This window comes from Microbacterium album, from assembly GCF_014643695.1.
Taxonomy (GTDB): Bacteria; Actinomycetota; Actinomycetes; order Actinomycetales; family Microbacteriaceae; genus Microbacterium; species Microbacterium album.
In genome coordinates this window covers 340,260-358,786 of sequence record NZ_BMJY01000002.1, presented here as the reverse complement: position 1 = coordinate 358,786, position 18,527 = coordinate 340,260, and the positions used below count along the sequence as shown (strand labels likewise).

The 18,527-nt window shown below is 72.6% G+C and carries 11 protein-coding genes; 3 read left to right on the top strand and 8 right to left on the bottom strand.

Annotated elements, in window-relative coordinates:
* Positions 1-29: 29 nt before the first annotated feature.
* The gene (locus IEX37_RS04195) at positions 30-1,217 is read right to left on the bottom strand and encodes a citrate synthase (protein WP_188754986.1); all 1,188 of its coding nucleotides are present in this window, start codon (positions 1,215-1,217) and stop codon (positions 30-32) included.
* A gap of 116 nt (positions 1,218-1,333) precedes the next feature.
* Between IEX37_RS04195 and IEX37_RS04190 the strand changes: the two genes are divergently transcribed.
* Positions 1,334-3,076: an L-aspartate oxidase gene (locus IEX37_RS04190; RefSeq protein WP_188754985.1), complete on the top strand. Its 1,743-nt coding sequence runs from the start codon at positions 1,334-1,336 to the stop codon at positions 3,074-3,076.
* Positions 3,077-3,193: 117 nt separating this feature from the next.
* Here the strand turns inward: IEX37_RS04190 and IEX37_RS04185 are convergent, their stop codons facing one another.
* The 5 genes from IEX37_RS04185 to rsmI form a co-directional block, all read right to left on the bottom strand.
* On the bottom strand, positions 3,194-6,460 hold the full coding sequence (locus IEX37_RS04185; protein ID WP_188754984.1) for a lamin tail domain-containing protein: 3,267 nt from the start codon (positions 6,458-6,460) through the stop codon (positions 3,194-3,196).
* A gap of 92 nt (positions 6,461-6,552) precedes the next feature.
* The gene (locus IEX37_RS04180) at positions 6,553-6,804 is read right to left on the bottom strand and encodes a hypothetical protein (RefSeq protein ID WP_188754983.1); all 252 of its coding nucleotides are present in this window, start codon (positions 6,802-6,804) and stop codon (positions 6,553-6,555) included.
* 237 nt (positions 6,805-7,041) lie between these two features.
* Positions 7,042-7,959, bottom strand: a complete 918-nt coding sequence (locus IEX37_RS04175; RefSeq protein ID WP_188754982.1) for a TatD family hydrolase — start codon at positions 7,957-7,959, stop codon at positions 7,042-7,044.
* A gap of 2 nt (positions 7,960-7,961) precedes the next feature.
* On the bottom strand, positions 7,962-9,539 hold the full coding sequence (gene metG, locus IEX37_RS04170; RefSeq protein WP_188754981.1) for a methionine--tRNA ligase: 1,578 nt from the start codon (positions 9,537-9,539) through the stop codon (positions 7,962-7,964).
* A gap of 42 nt (positions 9,540-9,581) precedes the next feature.
* On the bottom strand, positions 9,582-10,397 hold the full coding sequence (gene rsmI, locus IEX37_RS04165; protein ID WP_188754980.1) for a 16S rRNA (cytidine(1402)-2'-O)-methyltransferase: 816 nt from the start codon (positions 10,395-10,397) through the stop codon (positions 9,582-9,584).
* Positions 10,398-10,500: 103 nt separating this feature from the next.
* On the opposite strand from rsmI, the gene IEX37_RS04160 reads away from it, so the two are divergent.
* On the top strand, positions 10,501-12,096 hold the full coding sequence (locus IEX37_RS04160; RefSeq protein WP_188754979.1) for a dolichyl-phosphate-mannose--protein mannosyltransferase: 1,596 nt from the start codon (positions 10,501-10,503) through the stop codon (positions 12,094-12,096).
* 144 nt (positions 12,097-12,240) lie between these two features.
* On the opposite strand, the gene IEX37_RS04155 is transcribed toward IEX37_RS04160, so the two are convergent.
* Both IEX37_RS04155 and IEX37_RS04150 read right to left on the bottom strand, forming a co-directional pair.
* Positions 12,241-13,077 (bottom strand): aldo/keto reductase, encoded by an 837-nt coding sequence (locus tag IEX37_RS04155; protein ID WP_188754978.1) that lies wholly within the window; start codon positions 13,075-13,077, stop codon positions 12,241-12,243.
* A gap of 44 nt (positions 13,078-13,121) precedes the next feature.
* Positions 13,122-14,396, bottom strand: coding sequence for a glycosyltransferase (locus IEX37_RS04150; protein WP_188754977.1), 1,275 nt, complete (start codon positions 14,394-14,396; stop codon positions 13,122-13,124).
* Between the two features lie 103 nt (positions 14,397-14,499).
* Between IEX37_RS04150 and hrpA the strand changes: the two genes are divergently transcribed.
* On the top strand, positions 14,500-18,483 hold the full coding sequence (gene hrpA / locus IEX37_RS04145) for an ATP-dependent RNA helicase HrpA (protein ID WP_268236512.1): 3,984 nt from the start codon (positions 14,500-14,502) through the stop codon (positions 18,481-18,483).
* Positions 18,484-18,527 lie beyond the last annotated feature (44 nt).

Here is an 18,527-nt window from a genome sequence, read left to right as displayed (position 1 = left end):
CCGGCGCGACGACGGCCGCCGTGCCGGGATCAGGCGGGGCGGGCGCCGACGTAGCGCGCAGCGGGACGCCAGCGGAGGGGTGGCGCGGAGTACTCCTCGATCGCGTGCGCGATCCAGCCCGCCGCCCGCGCGACGGCGAACACGGCCTCGCCCGCGTCCGGCGTCATGCCGTACCCGGCGGTCATGGCGCCGATCGCGAGGTCGACGTTCGGATGCCGGCCCGTGCGATCCGTCACGATCGCCTCCAGCTCGCGCACGGCCGCGGCGGCCGGGCTCGTCTCCGGATCACGGTCGAGCAGCTCCAGCAGCCGCGTCGCGCGCGGGTCCTCGCCGCGGAAGGCGGCGTGTCCGAAGCCGGGGATGGTCGCGTCCACGCGCAGCGTCTCGTCGACGATCCGCTCGACGGCCTCGCCCTCGAGCCGTCGGCGGACGAGCTGGTGCGTGCGCGTGCTCGCAGCACCGTGAAGCGGCCCGTCCAACGCGCCGAGCGCGGCGGAGACGGCCGCGTACGGAGCCGCCCGGGCCGACGCCGCCACTCGCGCCGCGACGGTCGAGACGGCCAGATCGCTGTCGGCCAACAGGACCAGCAGGGCATCCATCGTCGCGACCCGCTCCGGCGTCGCCTCCGTTGCGCTCAGCGCGTGCCACAGGCGCTCGGCGGTGCTGGCCGCCACGTCAGACGGGCCGGGACGCGTGCGCGGCAGGGCGTCCGCGAGCGCCGCCACCGCGCGCTGCCCCGCGCGCGCGACGGCATGCCGGGAGAGGTCGCCGCGCAGCGGATCGGCCGCCGCGACGAGGGCGAGCGCCACGCGCTGACGGTCGATCAGGCGGGCGGCGGGCGGGAACTCGGGCAGCGGCGCCTGCCACGTGGGCAGCGGCGGGGTGTCCCACGATCCCGTCCACAGCCACCAGGCGACGGCGTCGAACGTCCGCTGCCGCGAGAGGGCCACGACGTCCTCGCCCCGGTACGCGATCGACGCGTCGTCCACGAGCGTGATCTCCGTGTCGATCATCGGCAGGGGCCGTCCCTCGGGAGCGACGGAGGCCCGCCGCGTCGACCTGCGCGCCAGCGCCTCGACGTCGAGAGCCGCGAAGCGGCTGCGACCCGCGTCGTCGAGCGTCCGCGGGAGCAGCCCGCGGCTGACGTACGCGTACAGCGTCTCGACCTTCACGCCGAGACGGGCCGCGGCCTGCGCCGCCGTGAGCCCCTCGTCCATGCGCGCCAGTCTACTTGATCTGATCAACCTACTTGATCCGATCAAGGTTGACGATCAATTCGCGATCGCGCACGATGGCGGGACGGGCCTGCGAGAGGCCGACGAGAAGGGGAGACATGACCGGCACCACGAAGCCGACGGAGCGGCGCCTGGCCACCACGATCCTGGTGATCGGGGCCGGCGGGTCGGGACTGCGCGCCGCGATCGAGCTCGCGGAGGCGGGCGTCGACGTGCTCGTCACGAGCAAGCGACCGCGCTCCGACGCACACACGAGCCTCGCGGCAGGCGGAATCAACGCCGCGCTGGCGACGATGGACGCGGACGACTCCTGGCAGCAGCACGCCGCGGACACCATCACCGAGAGCTACCTCCTCGCCGATCCGCGCACGGTCGAGACCGTCACCAGGAACGCCGCCCGCGGGATCGAGGACCTCGAGCGGTACGGCATGCCGTTCGCGCGCGAGGAGGACGGCCGCATCTCGCAGCGGTTCTTCGGCGCGCACACCTATCGGCGCACCGCGTTCAGCGGCGACTACACGGGCCTGGAGATCCAGCGCACGCTCGTCGCGCGGGCCGCCGCCCTGAGCATCCCCGTCATCGACTCGCTCTACGTGACGCGTCTGCTCACCCGCGACGGCGCCGTGTTCGGCGCGTATGGGTTCGACATCGAGGACGGCACCCGGTACGTCATCCACGCCGACGCCGTCATCCTCGCCGCGGGCGGGCACAACCGCATCTGGCGACGCACGTCGTCACGCCGCGACGAGAACACCGGCGACGCGTTCCGTCTCGCGGTGCTCGCAGGCGCGCGGCTGCGCGACGCGGAGCTCGTGCAGTTCCATCCCTCGGGCATCATCGAGCCGGAGAGCGCCGCCGGCACGCTGATCTCGGAGGCCGCGCGGGGCGAGGGCGGGATCCTCCGCAACGGCCTCGGGGAGCGGTTCATGGAGCGGTACGACCCCGAGCGCATGGAGCTGTCCACGCGCGACCGCGTGGCCCTGGCGGCGTTCACGGAGATCAGGGAGGGCCGCGGCACCCCCAACGGCGGCGTCTGGCTGGACGTCTCGCACCTGCCCCGCGAGACGATCATGCGACGGCTGCCGCGCGTGTATCAGACGATGCTCGAGCTGCAGATGCGCGACATCACACAGGAGCCGATCGAGATCGCGCCCACCGCCCACTACTCGATGGGAGGCGTCTCGGTGCGCCCCGAGGACCACTCCACGGACGTGGCCGGCCTGTACGCCATCGGCGAGGCGTCGAGCGGGCTCCACGGTGCCAATCGCCTGGGAGGGAACTCGCTCATCGAACTGCTCGTATACGGGCGCATCACGGCGCAGGCCGCGGCCGAGTACGCGGCCGGTCTCGACGCGCACCGCCGTTCGGCGCAGGCCGTGGCGGAGGCGCGGGCAGAGGTCGACGAGCTGCTCGCGGCGGACGGCGCGGAGAACGTGCGCGTCCTGCAGCGCGCGATCCGCGACACCATGACCGAGCACGCGGGCGTCGTCCGGGACGAGGCGGGCCTGCTGCGCGGGCTCGAGGAGATCGCGTCGATCGAGTCCCGCATCGACGACGTCGGCGTCCACCCCGACATCGCCGGGTTCCAGGACCTCGCGCACGCGTTCGACCTGAAGGCCTCGGCGCTCGCGGCCCGCGCCACGCTCCAGAGCGCCCTCGAGCGCCGCGAGACCCGCGGCGCTCACAATCGCAGCGACTACCCGGAGCTCGACCCGACGCTGCAGGTGAACCTCGTCTGGTCGGCCGACGGCACGGTCACGCGCGAGGAGATCCCGCCCGTGCCCGCCGAGATCGCGGCGCTCATGCGCGAGGTGTCCACGACCGGCAAGCTCGTCGAGTAGCGGCCGTGGGCGTCGATAACTGACCCGCACATGGCAGGGCGCCGGCATCCCGACGCCCGCGGGGCGCGCAACGGAGGGCTTCCCCGTCCGTCGCGCGCCCGCGGAGTGAGCGGCGGATCAGCCGATCGCGCCCTGGCGACCGACCTGACGGCCGCGCTGTCGCGCGCGCGTCGCCGCGAAGGCCGCCAGCCCCAGCAGCCCCAGTACGCCGCCGACCCATACGATGCCGGCGGGAGCGCCGCCCGTGGCCGCGAGCGCGGCCGGTCCGGGCGCCACCACCCGGACGTCGGCCCATGCGAGCACCGATCCGTCGGTGGCGGAGGTCACCACGATCCGGTGGGCACCCAGCGGGGTATCGGCCGGGATCCGCACGCTCACCACCCCGTCGGCGCCGACCGTGACGGAGGCGAGCAGCACGGGCGTGGAGTGCAGCCACACGTGCACGTCCTGGCCCGCGAGCTCCGCACCGAGCCGGATCGTCACCGCGGAGCCGGCAACGACCGTCTCGTCGACCAGGATCGAGCCGCGCGTGGCGTCCGTGAGATCCCCCTCGTCGGCGGGTCGAGGCTCGGCCGGACCGCCCGTGCCGGGCAGCTCACCGCCGGGCTGCTGACCCGGACCCGGCTGCTCCCCCGGCTGCTGGCCCGGGTTCTCGCCACCGGGGTTCTCCCCACCCGGATTCTCGCCACCCGGGTTCTCCCCACCCGGGTTCTCCCCACCCGGGTTCTCCCCACCCGGATTCTCGCCACCCGGATTCTCGCCACCCGGCTCGCCGGGCTCCTCGAGCGGCGTGCACTCGATCGTGCCGCGTCGCAACGAGTGACCGCCGGTGTCGCTGTCGTCGGCGTAGAACGTCGACTTCAGGCCGTCCACGCACTGCGCCTGCGGCGCGATCGCGAAGCCCTCGTTCGCGTAGTTCGGCGTTCCGGACGGGCGCTCGTAGATCGCCGTGGCCACGAATCGGCCGGCGTCCTCCCCATCCATGGCGATCTCATAGATGGCGGTGCGGCCGTCGCACGCGTTGTCGCACACGATCCAGAGGGCCGACCGCTCGTGGTCGAACTGCACGTCGGCCACCACCGAGAAGCCGGTCTCGATCGTGACGACGCGCTCGAACGAGCCGTCCGCCATCAGCGCGTATGCGTAGACCGCGGCCGTGCCCTCGACTCCGACGAAGAACAGGCCGTCGCCGTGGCCGGGGTAGGCGTTCGGGTCATACGCGTCGCCGGAGTGATCGACGAAGCCGCGCTCCACGAGGAACTCGTCGGAGATCCACGTGATGCCCTCGAGGCCCTGGTTCGCGCCGAGCCCGGGGAAGTCGGCGGCGAGGTTCCACTCGGCGGTGGCGGTGAGCTCGCCGCCGCCGCGCGTCACGTCGTACCGCAGCACGGCCGGGCGGCTGACGCTGCTCGCGGCGTTGTTGCGCTCGGTCGCGACGTAGACGCCCTCGGCGGCACCCGCGTCGGTCACCGTGACGCCCTCGGCGTCCGGCGTGCCGGTGCCGTCGGTGTAGCGCAGGACAGCACCGGCGGCCCAGTCCTCGGCGGTATCGGGAGCCCATCCGCCCTGGCCGTCAGGGACGATGCGGAAGAGCAGGCCGTTGCCGTTCTCGACGGCCCACAGCACGCCGCCCGTGGCGTCGAAGCCCTCGAAGTCCAGCCCGCTCAGGTCGGCGCTGAACGTCCCGGGGGCGTCGAGCGGCTCGACGCCGGTGCCGCCGGGCCACGGCTGCGGCAGCAGCACGCCCTCGCAGCGGTTGGCGGCGCCCTTCGTGGGCTCGAGCGTCGTCTCGAACGCGCCCGTGCCGTCGGGGCAGCGACCGTAGGTCGTCGCGGCGTGAGAGGTCCACGCGAACTCGTCGATGACCACGTCGCCGTCGAGCAGGCGCACGGCGTCGTTCCCGCCGAGACCGAAGTCGAAGTGGCCCGCGCCGGCCACGACCTCGTCCAGCACGAGGTAGGCGCCGGGGGCGAGCGTCGTGCCGGCCGGGATCGTGTAGCGGTTGGCGGGGTTGTTGTCGGTGACGGTCAGTCCGCCGAGGTCCGCGACGGTCGCGCCCACGTTCACCAGCTCGATCCAGTCTCCGGGCTGTCCGTTCTGGCTCTCGACCTCATTGATCCGCACCGGGAGCGCGCAGTCGTTCGGCGCGCCCTTGGTCGACACCGAGGTGGCGACCATGTCGCCGGAGCCGTCGGGGCAGCGACCGTAGGTGACGGGGGCATGCGTCGTCCAGGCGTACGAGGCGACGAGCGTCGCGCCGTCCGGCTCGAACAGGTGCACCTCGTCGTTCGCGCCGAGGCCGAAGTCGAAGCCGGGCTGGATGCCCACGGCCTGGTCGATCACGTAGAAGCCGCCGGGCTGGATGATCGAACCGGCGGGCAACGCGTACGGCGCGCGCGTCACATCGTTGTCGCGGAAGAGGAAACCGGACACGTCCACGGCGGTGTCGCCGGTGTTGTACAGCTCGACCCAATCGGTCGCGTCGCCGTTGGACTCGACCTCGTTCACGACCACGGCTCCGGCCTCGCTGGCCGGGCAGTCGTTGACGGCGCCCTTGGTGGTCTGCACCGTCTGGCGGAACTCGCCCACGCCGTCGGCGCAGCGCCCCCAGCTGGTCGGCGCGTGTGCCGTCCAGTCGTGGCGGTCGATCACGGTCGTGCCGTCGGCCGCATAGAGGATCGCCGAGTCCGCTCCTCCGAGTCCGAAGCCGAACGCCGCCTCCTCGAGCACGAGGTACCCGCCCGCGGCGATGGTCGTCCCTGCCGGGATCGTGTAGCGGTTCCTCGGATTGTTGTCCTGCAGCACGAGTCCCGAGACGTCCACGTCCACGGTGCCGGTGTTCTTCAGCTCCACCCAATCGCCCGGCTGACCGCCGGTCGAGACGACCTCGTTGACGACGACGACGTCGGCAGGATCGACCGTGCACGCGTTGGGGGCGCCCTTAGTCGCCGCGACGGTCGTGACGAACTCGCCCGTCCCGTCGGGGCAGCGCCCGTATGTCGGCGACGGGTGCTCCGTCCAGCGGTGACCGTCGACGAGCGTCGAGCCGTCCGGCTCGAACAGGCGGATCTCGTCCGCGCGCCCCAGCCCGAAGCCTCCCGGCACATCGACGTCGATGGCGAGGAAGGCGCCCGGCTCCAGCACGGTGCCGGCCGGGATGCGGAGGTTGCGGGAGTTGTTGTCGTCCTTGAGGACAAAGTCGCTGAGGTCGGCCGCGACGTCGCCGACATTGGTCAGCTCGACCCAGTCGGAGGAGGTCTCGACCTCGTTGACGACGACCTTCGCCCCGCCGGCGGCGGCCGCGGGCAGGGCGGAAAGCGGGGCGGCGACGAGCGCCGCGATGACGCCGAGGCCCAGGAGGCCTCGGCTGCGAGCAGATGACATGGCATTCCCTCGGGTCAGGATGGGGGGTTCGCCGTCACGCTCACAGGGGCGGATGAACGCCAGGTAACCGCAAGGTGTCCGGCAGGGTGCTGTCAGCCCCGGTCCGCCTCGCGCCTCATCAGGAACTGCACGTCGCGATCCAGCCCGTCGAGACGGGCGTTCATCTCATTGCGGAGACTGCCGATCTCGCCACCGAGTTCGGTCCGCACGCTGCCGATCTCGGCCCGCACGCTGCCGATCTCGGCACGAAGCACCCGCAGGAACATGGTGGACATGAGCGTCATCATGCCGAACAGGCCGGCGCTGAGCACGCCGATCACCGTCCACACCTGGGCGCTGTCCATCGGGATCACCTCCTCATTGTCACCGGGACACGCCTCCAACGCTAGGAGGCGAACGCCTCCGGCACGGCGGATCCCCGACCCGTTGGGGACGATCCGGTCCGGAGTGCGCCTGGGGACGATCCGGTCCGGAGTGCGCCTGGAAACGCGAGCGGAGTGCACCGTCACCGTTCCACCGTCGCCGTTCCACCGTCGCCGTTCGTACGACGTCCGCCTACCGCGGCGACCGGCATCGGGCGTTCAGAACTCGCCGTACACCTCGACGGTGTTGGCGGCGATCCGCGCGCACAGCTCGTCGACGTCGATGCCGAGCTCGGCGGCCATGAAGCGCACCGTCACCGGCACGAGGTACGGCGCGTTGGGCCGGCCACGGTGCGGCACGGGGGTCAGGAACGGAGCGTCCGTCTCGACGAGGATCCGTGCGAGCGGCGTCACCGCGAGCGCGTCCCGCAGGTTCTGCGCGTTCTTGAACGTGATGTTGCCGGCGAACGAGAGCCAGTAGCCGGCGTCGGCGCACTCCCGCGCCATGTCGGCGTCGCCCGAGAAGCAGTGGAAGACCGTGCGGTCGGGCGCGCCCACGCGCCGCAGGGTGTCGAGCACGTCGCGGTGCGCGTCGCGATCGTGGATCTGCATCGCGATGCCGTGCTTCTTCGCGAGCGCGATGTGCGCCTCGAACGACGCGTGCTGGGCCCGCCGGCCCGGCGCCCCCTCCTCGGCGGCGTCGGGCGTGCGGAAGTGGTCGAGCCCCGTCTCTCCGATCGCGCGCACGCGAGGGTGGGCGGCGAGCTCGTCGATGACCGCGATCGCCTCGTCGAGCCGGCCGGCCGCGGCATAGACCGGCGCGTCATTGGGGTGGACGGCGACGGCGGCCAGCACGCGCGGGTCGGCCTCGGCCGCCGCGACGGCCCAGCGCGACGACTCGATGTCGCCCGACGCCTGCACGACGCCGGCGATGCCGACGGCGAGGGCGCGGTCCAGGTGCTCCGCCAGGTCCAGCGGCTCGTCGCCGTCCGTGATCTCCAGGTGGCAGTGGTTGTCGTACACCGGCACCGCGAGCGGCTCGGGGGCGGCGGGGTAGCGCAGATCCTTGCGCCCGTCCCTCGCCCGCTCGCGGACGTACGTGCTCGGACCCTCGCCTCCGGGCGCGAACCCGCTCACGGTCAGTCGGCCTGCTCGATGCGGGGGAACAGGGGCACGAGCGCGGACGTCGGCGTGCCCGCCGGCAGCAGACCCCACGTCCCCGCCTCGCGGATGGGCTGGTCGGCGAGCGCGCCCAGCGCCGCCTCGGCGCCCAGCGCCGTCCAGAGCTTCGCGGTCGCCTGCGGCACGACGGGCGACAGCAGCACCGCAAGGGCGCGCAGTCCCTCGGCGCACGTGTACAGCACGGTCGCGAGCCGCTCTCGCTGGGCGTCGTCCTTCGCGAGCGCCCACGGCTCGTTGTCGGTGATGTAGCCGTTCAGCTCGTCGACGATCGTCCAGACGGACCGGATCGCCTCGTCCAGGCGGAACCGCTCGATCGCGGCATCCGCGTGGGAAGCGGCGTCCGACACGACCGCCTGGATCGCCGCGTCGGCGTCCGTGTAGGCGCCGGGGGCGGGCACGGCGCCGTCGAAGTACTTGCCGATCATCGCGATGGTGCGCGACGCGAGGTTCCCGAAGCCGTTCGCGAGCTCCGCCTGGTAGCGCGCCGACAGGTCCTCCCACGAGAAGGAGCCGTCCTGGCCGAAGCCGATGGCCGACAGGAAGTAGAAGCGGTAGGCGTCGGAGCCGAAGACGTCGGTGATGGCGTTCGGCGCGATGCCCGTCAACTTCGACTTCGACATCTTCTCCCCGCCCACCAGCAGCCAGCCGTGGGCGAAGACGCGGTGCGGCACCTCGATGCCCGCCGCCATCAGCATCGCCGGCCAGATCACCGCGTGGAAGCGCAGGATGTCCTTGCCCACGATGTGGTGGGCGGGCCAGCGGCGCGCGAAGTTGTCGGGGTCGGATCCGAAGCCCACGGCGGTGGCGTAGTTGAGCAGCGCATCGACCCACACGTAGATGACGTGCTTGTCGTCCCACGGCACCGGGATGCCCCAGTCGAACGCGGAACGCGAGATCGACAGGTCCTTCAGCCCCTGCTGGACGAAGGCGACGACCTCATTGCGGGCGGACTCGGGCTGCACGAAGTCCGGACGATCCCGGTACAGCTCCAGCAGGCGGTCCTGGAGCTCGCTCAGCTTGAAGAAGTAGTTCTTCTCCTGCAGCAGCTCGAGCGGCTTCGAGTGGATGGCGCAGACCTTGAGCCCCTCGAACGCCCCCGTGCCGTCGACGATCTCGCTCTCGGGCTTGAACTCCTCGCAGCCGACGCAGTAGAGCGCCTCGTACTCGCCCGCGTAGATGAAGCCCCTGTCGTAGATCGCCTGCAGGAACAGCTGCACGCTGCGCTCGTGGCGCTCCTGCGTCGTGCGGATGAAGTCGTCGTTGGCGACGTCGAGGGTCTCCAGCAGCGGCTGCCAGGACTCCGCGACCAGCTTGTCGACCCATTCCTGCGGCGTGACGCCGTTCGCGGCGGCCGCGCGCATCATCTTCTGACCGTGCTCGTCCGTGCCCGTCAGCATCCAGGTGTCGTCGCCCGCCTGGCGGTGCCAGCGCGCGAGCGCGTCCACCGCCACGGTCGTGTACCCGTGGCCGATGTGCGGCACGTCGCTCGGGTAGTAGATCGGCGTGGTGATGTAGAAGGATCGGCCGGAAGTCACCCTGGAAGTCTAGTTCTCCCGGCGGCCTTCCCCTTGCGCGCCTCAGCGGGCGGCGAGCACCGCCTGGTAGAGCTCGCGCGACGAGTGGCCCGTGCGTGCGGACACCTCGGCGGCCGCCTCCTTGAGCCGGGCACCGCTCGCGACCAGCTGCTGCACCCGCGCGACCGCATCGGCCAGCGGCACCGCCGTACGGGACGCCCCGGCGACCACGATCACCAGCTCGCCGCGCACGCCGGCCTCCGCCCACGCGGTCAGTTCGGCGAGTGTGCCCCGCGCGACCTCCTCGTGCAGCTTGGTCAGCTCCCGGCACACCGCGGCGCGGCGGTCGTCGCCGAACGCCGCGGCCATGTCCGCCAGCGTCTGCGCGACGCGCGTCGGGGCCTCGAAGAACACCATCGTGCGAGCCTCGGCCGCCAGCGCTTCGAAGGCGCGGCGCCGCTCCCCCGGCTTGCGCGCCACGAAGCCCTCGAACGTGAAGCGGTCGGTCGGGAGCGCCGCGACGGCGAGCGCGGTCAGCACGGCGCTCGGCCCGGGAATGGCGGTCACGAGCACGCCGGCCTCGGCGGCCGCGGCCACCAGGCCGTATCCGGGATCGCTCACGGTGGGCATGCCCGCGTCGGTCAGCACGACGAGGTCTCGCTCGCGCGCCAGCTCGACGAGTTCGGCCGCCTTCTGCCGCTCGTTGTGATCGTGCATCGCGACCAGCCGCGGCCGGTTGCCGATCCCCAGCGCCGCGAACAGCCGCTGCGCCGTGCGGGTGTCCTCCGCCGCGACGACCTCGGCCGCTTCCAGCACCTCCACCAGGCGCCGGGAGGCATCGCCGAGGTTCCCGATCGGCGTGCCGGCGAGGATGATCACCGGCCCAGCGTAGCCCGGCGCCGCGCAGCCCGGCCCAGCGGCGCGGGTCCCCGATGCCCCGACGCCGACGGGTCCGCGCGGCGCCGCCCCCTACGCTGGTGGGGTGACGCGCGAACGACGCACCGGGGCCCCTCGCGGTGGCGACGACGCCCCCGTCCGCACTCCCCGGTACGCGGTGCCGGAGTCGCTCGTGCGGTGGCTCGTCCCGCTCGCCCTGACCGTGCTGGCCGCCGTCCCGCGCTTCACGGCGCTGTGGCACCCGCACACGCTCGTGTTCGACGAGACGTACTACGTCAAGGACGCCTGGACGCTGCTGCACCTCGGGTACGAGGGCAGCTGGCCGGAGGAGGCCGACGCACGCTTCCTCGCAGGCGATACGGGCGCGTTCGGCACGGATCCGGCGTACGTGGTCCATCCGCCGCTCGGCAAGTGGCTGATCGCGGTCGGCCTCGCGGTCTTCGGCGCCGAGTCGGGCTGGGGGTGGCGGTTCTCGGCGGCCCTGTTCGGCACGCTGCTCGTGCCGCTCGTGTACGGGATCGCCCGGCGGCTGTCGGGTTCGGTCGCCGTGGGCGCCGTCGCGGGCGGGCTGCTCGCGCTCGACGGGCTCGCGATCGCGCTGAGCCGCGTGGCGCTGCTGGATGGTTTCCTGGCGTTCTTCGTCACGCTCGCGTTCTGGTTCGTACTGCTCGACCGCGAACGGACCCGGGGGCGCCTCGCGACATCCGCGGGCCCCGGCGGCCCCGTGCTGTGGCGACGTCCCTGGATCCTGGCCGCGGGCGTCGCGCTCGGCGCGGCCTCCGCCGTGAAGTGGTCGGGGCTGTACGTGCTCGCGGCGGTCGGCATCCTGCTCGTGGTGCAGGACGCGCTGGAGCGCCGCCGCGCCGGCGTCCGACGCTGGCTCCCGGCGGCGACCCTGCGGCAGGGGCCCGTGACGTTCCTGCTGCTCGTGCCCGCCGCCCTCGCGGTCTATCTCGCGTCGTGGACCGGGTGGCTGTCGACATCGGGCGGCTACGACCGCGGATCCGATCCGAACCCGCTCGCGGCGCTGTGGAACTACCACACGTCCATCTACGGCTTCCACGTGGGCCTGGCCAGTCCGCATCCGTACGCGAGTCCGGCGTGGCAGTGGCCGCTGCTGCTGCGCCCGACGGCGATGTGGGTGGACCGCCCCGAGCACGGCGCCGCGGACTGCGGCTGGGCGCCGCTGTGGGATCCCGGCGACTGCATCGCGGTGATCGGCAGCCATCCCAATCCCGTCACCTGGTACGCAGCGTGGGCCGCGGTGATCCTCGCGGCCGTCCTGCTGATCGCACGCCGCGCCGGCCGCGACGCGTCCGGGCTGGCTCTGGCCCTCACGGGGCTCGCGGCGACGTACGTGCCGTGGCTGCTGTACCCCGAGCGCACGGTGTTCCAGTTCTACACCGTCGCGATGCTGCCGTTCCTGGTGATCGTGCTCGCGCTGGTGCTCGGGCGGCTGACGCGTCCGCGCGACCCGATCACGCTTCCGGATCCCAGTCCTGCCGAGCTCGCCGCGGGCACACGCGCGGCCGACGCGCAGGCGCGCGCCTGGCGTGCCGTCGTGTTCGTCTTCCTCGTCGTGGCGGTCCTCACGGCGCTGTTCTTCCTGCCGCTGTCGACCGGCATCCTCGAGCCGTACCCCCTGTGGCGCCTGCACAACTGGCTGCCCGGCTGGGTGTAACGCTCGCATGTAGCGGCCGCACGCCCCGGCCGAAGCGGCGTTGACTAGCCGCCGTGCGGTTCACTAGCGCGGGGAGCGCTAGTGAACGGCACGAACGCTAGTCAACGGCACACGAGCGCTCGTCAACGCGCAAGGTGGGCCGGTTCAGTTGACGTCGAGAGGGTGCGCGCCGACCCGACGGGAGCCGTCCAGCGGGTCGAGGGCGTCGATCGCGGCGAGCTCGGCCTCGGTGAGCTCGAAGTCGAACACGTCGAGGTTCTCGGCCATGCGCTCGGGGCGCACCGACTTCGGGAAGACGATGAAGCCCTTCTGCAGGTGCCAGCGGATGACGACCTGCGCGGGCGTCTTGCCGTGCGCGGTCGCGGCGTCGGCCACGGCCTTCTCGCCGAACAGGTCGTACTTGCCCTGTCCGAGCGGGCCCCACGACTCGATGAACACGCCGTGGTCCGCGGCCCACTGGGTGACCTCGCGCTGCTGATAGGCGGGGTGGAGCTCGATCTGGTTGACGGCCGGGGTCACGCCGGTCTCCGCCACGATGCGCTCGAGGTGCTCGACGAGGTGGTTGGACACGCCGATGCTCTTCGCGAGCCCCTGGTCACGGATCTCGACGAGCTTCTGCCACGCGTTCGCGTACGTGTCCTTGGCGGGCGTCGGCCAGTGCGTCAGGTACAGGTCGACGTAGTCGAGCCCCAGCTTCTCGAGGCTCTCGGCGATCGCGGCCTTCGGCTCGTCTCCCGCTTGGCGGTCGTTCCAGAGCTTGGTCGTGATGAACAGCTCCTCGCGCGGGATGCCGCTCTTCGCGATCGCGGCGCCCACGCCCTCCTCGTTGCGGTAGATCGCCGCCGTGTCGATGTGGCGATAGCCCGCCTCGAGCGCGGCGCTGACGGCCGCCTCCGCCTCGGCCGGCGGTACCAGGAAGACGCCGAAGCCCAGCTGGGGGATCTCGAATCCGGAGTTGAGCGTGATGGTGGGTACGGTCATGCTCTCAGCCTAGGGCGCCGGGTCCGCGGGAGGTCCGTGGATCGTCACACCGGCACGCGCTCGAGGGCGTCGACCCGCGCGAAGAGCCGATCGAACACGCTCAGCCGGTCGAACTGCAGCGCGTGGGCGCGCGCCCGGTCCTCCCATTCCCGGCGCTCCTCCGGGCCCATGGCGAGGGCACGGTCGATGCTGTCGGCGATCTGCTCGGGCGCGTCGACGTCGATGATCATCGCGGTGTCGCCGACCGCCTCGCCCACGCCGCCCGTGAGCGTCGTGATCGCGGGCCCTCCCCCGGACAGCGCCTTCTCGGCGAGCGCGATCCCGAACGTCTCGATGAACTCCGGTCGCGGCTTCGTCGGCAGGACGTACGCGGCGGCGCCCGCGAACAGGAACGGCTTCTCGGCGTCGTCGACGTCGGTGAGGAAGCGGATGCGGTCCGCCGCGGGCGACGCCGCCGCGATGCCGCGCAGCTCCTGCTCCTCGGGGCCGCGGCCGGCGATCACGAGCTGCCGGCCGGCGGCGCCCTCGGAGGCGGCGAATCCGGCGATCAGATCCTCCACGCCCTTGGCCCGTGCGAGCCGGGAGAGGTAGAAGACGTAGCCGTCGCGCACCAGGCCGCGCGCGGACAGGTGACGATCGATGTCGCGGTCGTCGAGCCCGAGGAACAGCGACGCGTCGATGGCCGGGTACGACACCGTGATCCGCTCTGCGCAGCGCTCGGCGTAGCGCGTGCCGTGCTCCGCGTCGAGCAGGCGGGCCTCCTCGACGATCAGGTCCTTCGTGTACTGCGACACGGCGACGCAGACATCGTTCGCGAGGTACGACTCCAGCACGTGCGCGGCGGCCCCGAATCGCCCCTCGGTGACGCACTGGCGCACGACGTTCGTGACGTCCGAGCCGACCGCCTCCGCGATCGTCACCACATCGACCGGTAGCCCGGTCTTGCGGGCGACCGCGACCGCGTCGGTGACGGCCGTCGTGTGGGGGCTGAGATAGAGCGACATCGCGACCGTCGGCACGCCGTCCGTGAAGAGCTCGACGAGCCGGCCCACGAGCCCCTGGATGTACCGCCCGTCCACCACCTTGTAGTCGCCGACCGGCTCCGGGCGCTCGACGTGGATGCCGTCGCTGTACGGCAGGACCGACTCGAGCGGCTTGAGCGGCAGTCCGGCGGCCTCGAGGCGCTCGATGGGCCACGTCACGATGCGCACCTCGTCGAAGCCGCGCTGCAACGCCGCCTCCGCGAGGTTGCGACCCTCGCCCGAATGCCCGCAGATCACGGGATCGGCGCGGACGACGATGACGAGTCGGCGGGACATGTCGGCTCCTCTTGACAGGCTGTCGGCGGGTCGCGCCACGGCGGCGCTCCCTGTGCGGTGCGGCGATAGTACGCGATGGATATGTCGCCCAGAACACACGCTCGTGAAACAATCGGCGACGCCGTCGGCGGCGGGCGTTTCGGCCGCGCCCGTAGACTGGAGGGCTATGCCCTCCCCCGTGATCTCCTACCCTCCCGAGCTGCCCGTCAGCGGCGCACGGGACGAGATCGCGCGCGCCGTGCGCGAGCATCAGGTGGTGATCGTCGCGGGCGCGACGGGATCCGGGAAGACGACGCAGCTGCCGAAGATCGCGCTCGAGCTGGGGCGAGAGCGGATCGCGCACACGCAGCCCCGCCGACTCGCGGCGCGCACGATCGCCGAGCGCGTCGCTGACGAGCTGCAGGTGCCCCTCGGGGGCGTCGTGGGCTACAAGGTGCGCTTCACCGACCGCGTGTCGGACGAGACCCGGATCGCGCTCATGACCGACGGGATCCTCCTCAACGAGATCCACCGCGACCGAACGCTCTCGCGCTACGACACGATCATCGTCGACGAGGCGCACGAGCGATCGCTCAACGTCGACTTCCTGCTGGGGTACCTCCGGCAGCTGCTCCCCCAGCGTCCCGACCTGAAGGTGATCATCACCTCGGCCACGATCGACCCCGAGTCGTTCGCGAAGCACTTCGCCGAGCCGGACGGCACGCCCGCGCCGATCATCGAGGTCTCGGGCCGGACGTTCCCGGTCGAGATCCGCTACCGTCCCCTCGTCGCCGACGCCGCTACGGCAGCGTCCGAGGACGCCGCGCCCGACGGCGCCCCCTCCCGTGCCGGGTACGAGGCCGAGGACGAGGTCTCCGGGATCGTCGCGGCCCTGCGCGAACTCGACCGCGAGGCGCCGGGCGACGTGCTGGTGTTCCTGCCGGGCGAGGCCGAGATCCGGGATGCCGCCGATGCCGTGCGCGGCGCGTTCTCGGACCAGCGGTCCCCGACCGAGGTGCTGCCGCTGTACGGGCGGCTGAGCGCCGCCGAGCAGCACCGCGTGTTCGAGCGGTCGACGGTGCCCGGCCTCAAACGGCGCGTCGTGCTCGCCACGAACGTGGCCGAGACGAGCCTCACCGTGCCGGGCATCAAGTACGTGATCGACACGGGCACGGCCCGCATCTCGCGCTACAGCAACCGCGCGAAGGTGCAGCGGCTGCCGATCGAGGCGATCTCGCAGGCGTCGGCGCAGCAGCGCTCGGGCCGGGCGGGCCGCACGAGCGAGGGCATCGCGATCCGCCTGTACGGCGAGGACGACTTCGCGCGCCGGCCGGAGTTCACCGAGCCCGAGATCCTGCGCACCTCGCTCGCGTCGGTGATCCTGCAGATGCTCGCCCTCGATTTCGGGGACATCCACGACTTCCCCTTCCTCACCCCGCCCGACTCGCGCGGCGTCAAGGCGGCGCTCGACCTGCTCGTCGAGCTGGGCGCCGTGGTGCTCACGCGGGACGGATCGCCGCGGCTCACGCGCATCGGCCGCGACATCGCGCGGCTGCCCATCGACCCCCGTTTCGCCCGCATGCTCGTCGAGGCCCACCGCACGGGCACCGTGGCCGAGGTGCTCGCGATCGTGTCGGGGCTGTCGATCCAGGACGTGCGGGAGCGACCGGAGGACCGCCGCGAGCAGGCAGATCAGGCGCACGCGCGCTTCACGGATCCCACGAGCGACTTCGTGACGCTGCTGAACCTGTGGAACCACCTGCAGGAGAAGCAGTCCGAGCTGGGATCGAGCGCGTTCCGCCGTCTGTGCCGCGCGGAGTTCCTGAACTACGTGCGCGTGCGGGAGTGGTTCGACGTCCACCGCCAGCTGCGCGGGCTGGCCTCCGGTCTCGGGGGGCGGGATCGGAAGCAGGATCGCCGCGGCGCGGAACCCCGGGCGGCGGCGGATCCGGCGGACCTCCACCGCGCGCTCCTGGCCGGCCTGCTGTCTCAGATCGGGGTGCAGGACGAGCGGGAGAAGGCGAAGGACCCCCGGCGCGGCGCCGAGTACCGCGGCGCGCGGGGCGTGAGGTTCTCGATCTTCCCCGGATCGGGACTGCGCAAGAAGCGACCGAAGGCCGTCATGGCGGCAGAGCTGGTGGAGACGTCGCGCCTGTTCGCGCGCACGGTCGCGCAGATCGACCCGGCCTGGGCCGAGCAGCTGGCGGGCGACCTCGCGAAGAGGCAGGTGACGGAGCCGCACTGGTCGAAGGACGCGGGCGCCGCCGTGGCCTACGAGAAGGTGACGCTCTACGGGGTCGAGATCGTGCCGCGCCGACGCATCCAGTTCGCGCGGATCGATCGCGCGGGCGCGCGGGAGCTGTTCGTCCGTCACGCGCTCGTGGAGGGCGATTGGGACCCCTCGCGGCTGCCGTCGAAGGTCACGGCGTTCCTGCGGCAGAACGCCGAGCTGCGCCGCCGGCTCGAGAAGCTCGAGGAGCGCGAGCGGCGGCGCGACATCCTCGCCGGCGACGAGGCCGTGTTCGCGTTCTACGACGCACGCGTCCCCGCCGACGTGTTCGACGTCCGCTCGTTCGAGGCGTGGTGGCGCGACGCGCTCGAGCGCACGCCGAAGCTGCTGACGATGCGCGAGGCGGACCTCGTCGAAGGCCAGGCCACGGCCGACGCGAGGGATTTCCCGACGCGCTGGACGCAGGGCGATCAGACGCTCCACCTCGCGTACCGCTTCGAGCCGGGCGCTCCCGACGACGGCGTCACGGTCGTCGTCCCGGTCGCGCTGTTGGCGTCGCTCGAGCCCGTGGGGTTCGACTGGCAGGTGCCGGGGATGCGGCCGGAGCTGATCACGGCGTTGCTGCGCGCGCTGCCCAAGGCGATCCGCCGGCACGTCGTGCCCGCGGCGGACTGGGCGGACAGGCTCTCGGCCGAGCTGGAGGGCGCGGGCCCCGAGGACCATGCGGGCCGTCCGCCGCTGCCCCTCGCCGAGGCGCTCGCACGACGCATCCAGAGGGTCGCGAACCAGCCGGTCACGGCCGGCGACTTCGAGCTGGAGCGCGTCCCGCCGCACCTGACGATGTCGTTCCGCGCGGTCGACGAGCGCGGCCGCACGCTCGGGGCGGACCGGGACCTGCGCGCGCTCCAGAAGCGCCTCGCGGGACGGGCGCGCCAGAGCGTGGCCCGCTCGCTCGACCGTCGCGCGCGGACGTCCGACCCCGCGGACGTCGCCGCCGCGCCCGCGAGGTCGGACGTCCGCGAGCGCCAGGGCCTGACGTCCTGGGACTTCGAGGAGCTTCCGGAGGTCGTCGACACCCGGGTCGCCGGTGGCGTGGTGCGCGGCTATCCCGCGCTCGTCGACGAGGGTTCCTCGGTCGCGCTGCGCGTCGAGGCCACCCCCGATCGCGCCGCGTTCGAGACGCGCCGCGGCGTGCGGCGCCTCCTGCTGCTGCAGGTGCCGTCGCCCGCCGGGTACGTGCAGGAGCACCTCACCGCGAACGAGAAGCTCGCCCTCGCGGCCTCCCCGTATCCGTCCGCGAAGGCGCTCATCGAGGACTGCCGCGCCGCCGTCGCCGATGGCGTGATCGAGCGGACCGGGGCGCTGCCGCGCACGCGCGCCACGTTCGAGCGGCTCCGAGACGAGGTGTCGCGGGGCTCGGTCGACGACGTGTTCGCGTGCGTGTCGCTCGTCGCGCGCATCCTGACCGCGGCCCGCGAGATCGAGCGAGGCTTGAAGACCTCGAGCTCCATGGCCCTGCTCGGTCCGCTCGGGGACATCCGCGCCCAGCTCGCCGGGCTCGTGCACCCCGGATTCGTGTCCGCGACGGGCCTCGCCCGCCTGCAGCACCTGCCGCGCTACCTCGAGGGGGCGCGCCTGCGCCTCGAGGCACTGCCCGACAATCCCGGCCGCGACCGCGCCTGGCTCACGGAGTACGAGCGCGCGCGTACGGCTTTCGAGGAGGCCGGTGGCGTCATCCCCCTGCCCGCCGACGCCCCCGAGCGCCTCGTGCGCGCGCGGTGGCTGCTCGAGGAGCTGCGCGTCGGGCTGTTCGCGCAGCGTCTCGGCACGGCCGAGGCGGTCTCGGTGCAGCGTCTGCAGAAGGCTCTGCGCGGCTGACGCCCGCCCCTCGGCGGCTCGCGGCGCGCGGGCGCTCGGGTATC

Excerpts from the sequence above, each read along its gene's own strand:
- IEX37_RS04195 (WP_188754986.1), bottom strand. The coding sequence starts at position 1,217 with ATGGACGAGGGGCTCACGGCGGCGCAGGCCGCGGCCCGTCTCGGCGTG.
- IEX37_RS04190 (WP_188754985.1), top strand. The coding sequence starts at position 1,334 with ATGACCGGCACCACGAAGCCGACGGAGCGGCGCCTGGCCACCACGATC.
- IEX37_RS04185 (WP_188754984.1), bottom strand. The coding sequence starts at position 6,460 with ATGTCATCTGCTCGCAGCCGAGGCCTCCTGGGCCTCGGCGTCATCGCG.
- IEX37_RS04180 (WP_188754983.1), bottom strand. The coding sequence starts at position 6,804 with ATGGACAGCGCCCAGGTGTGGACGGTGATCGGCGTGCTCAGCGCCGGC.
- IEX37_RS04155 (WP_188754978.1), bottom strand. The coding sequence starts at position 13,077 with ATGACCGTACCCACCATCACGCTCAACTCCGGATTCGAGATCCCCCAG.
- IEX37_RS04150 (WP_188754977.1), bottom strand. The coding sequence starts at position 14,396 with ATGTCCCGCCGACTCGTCATCGTCGTCCGCGCCGATCCCGTGATCTGC.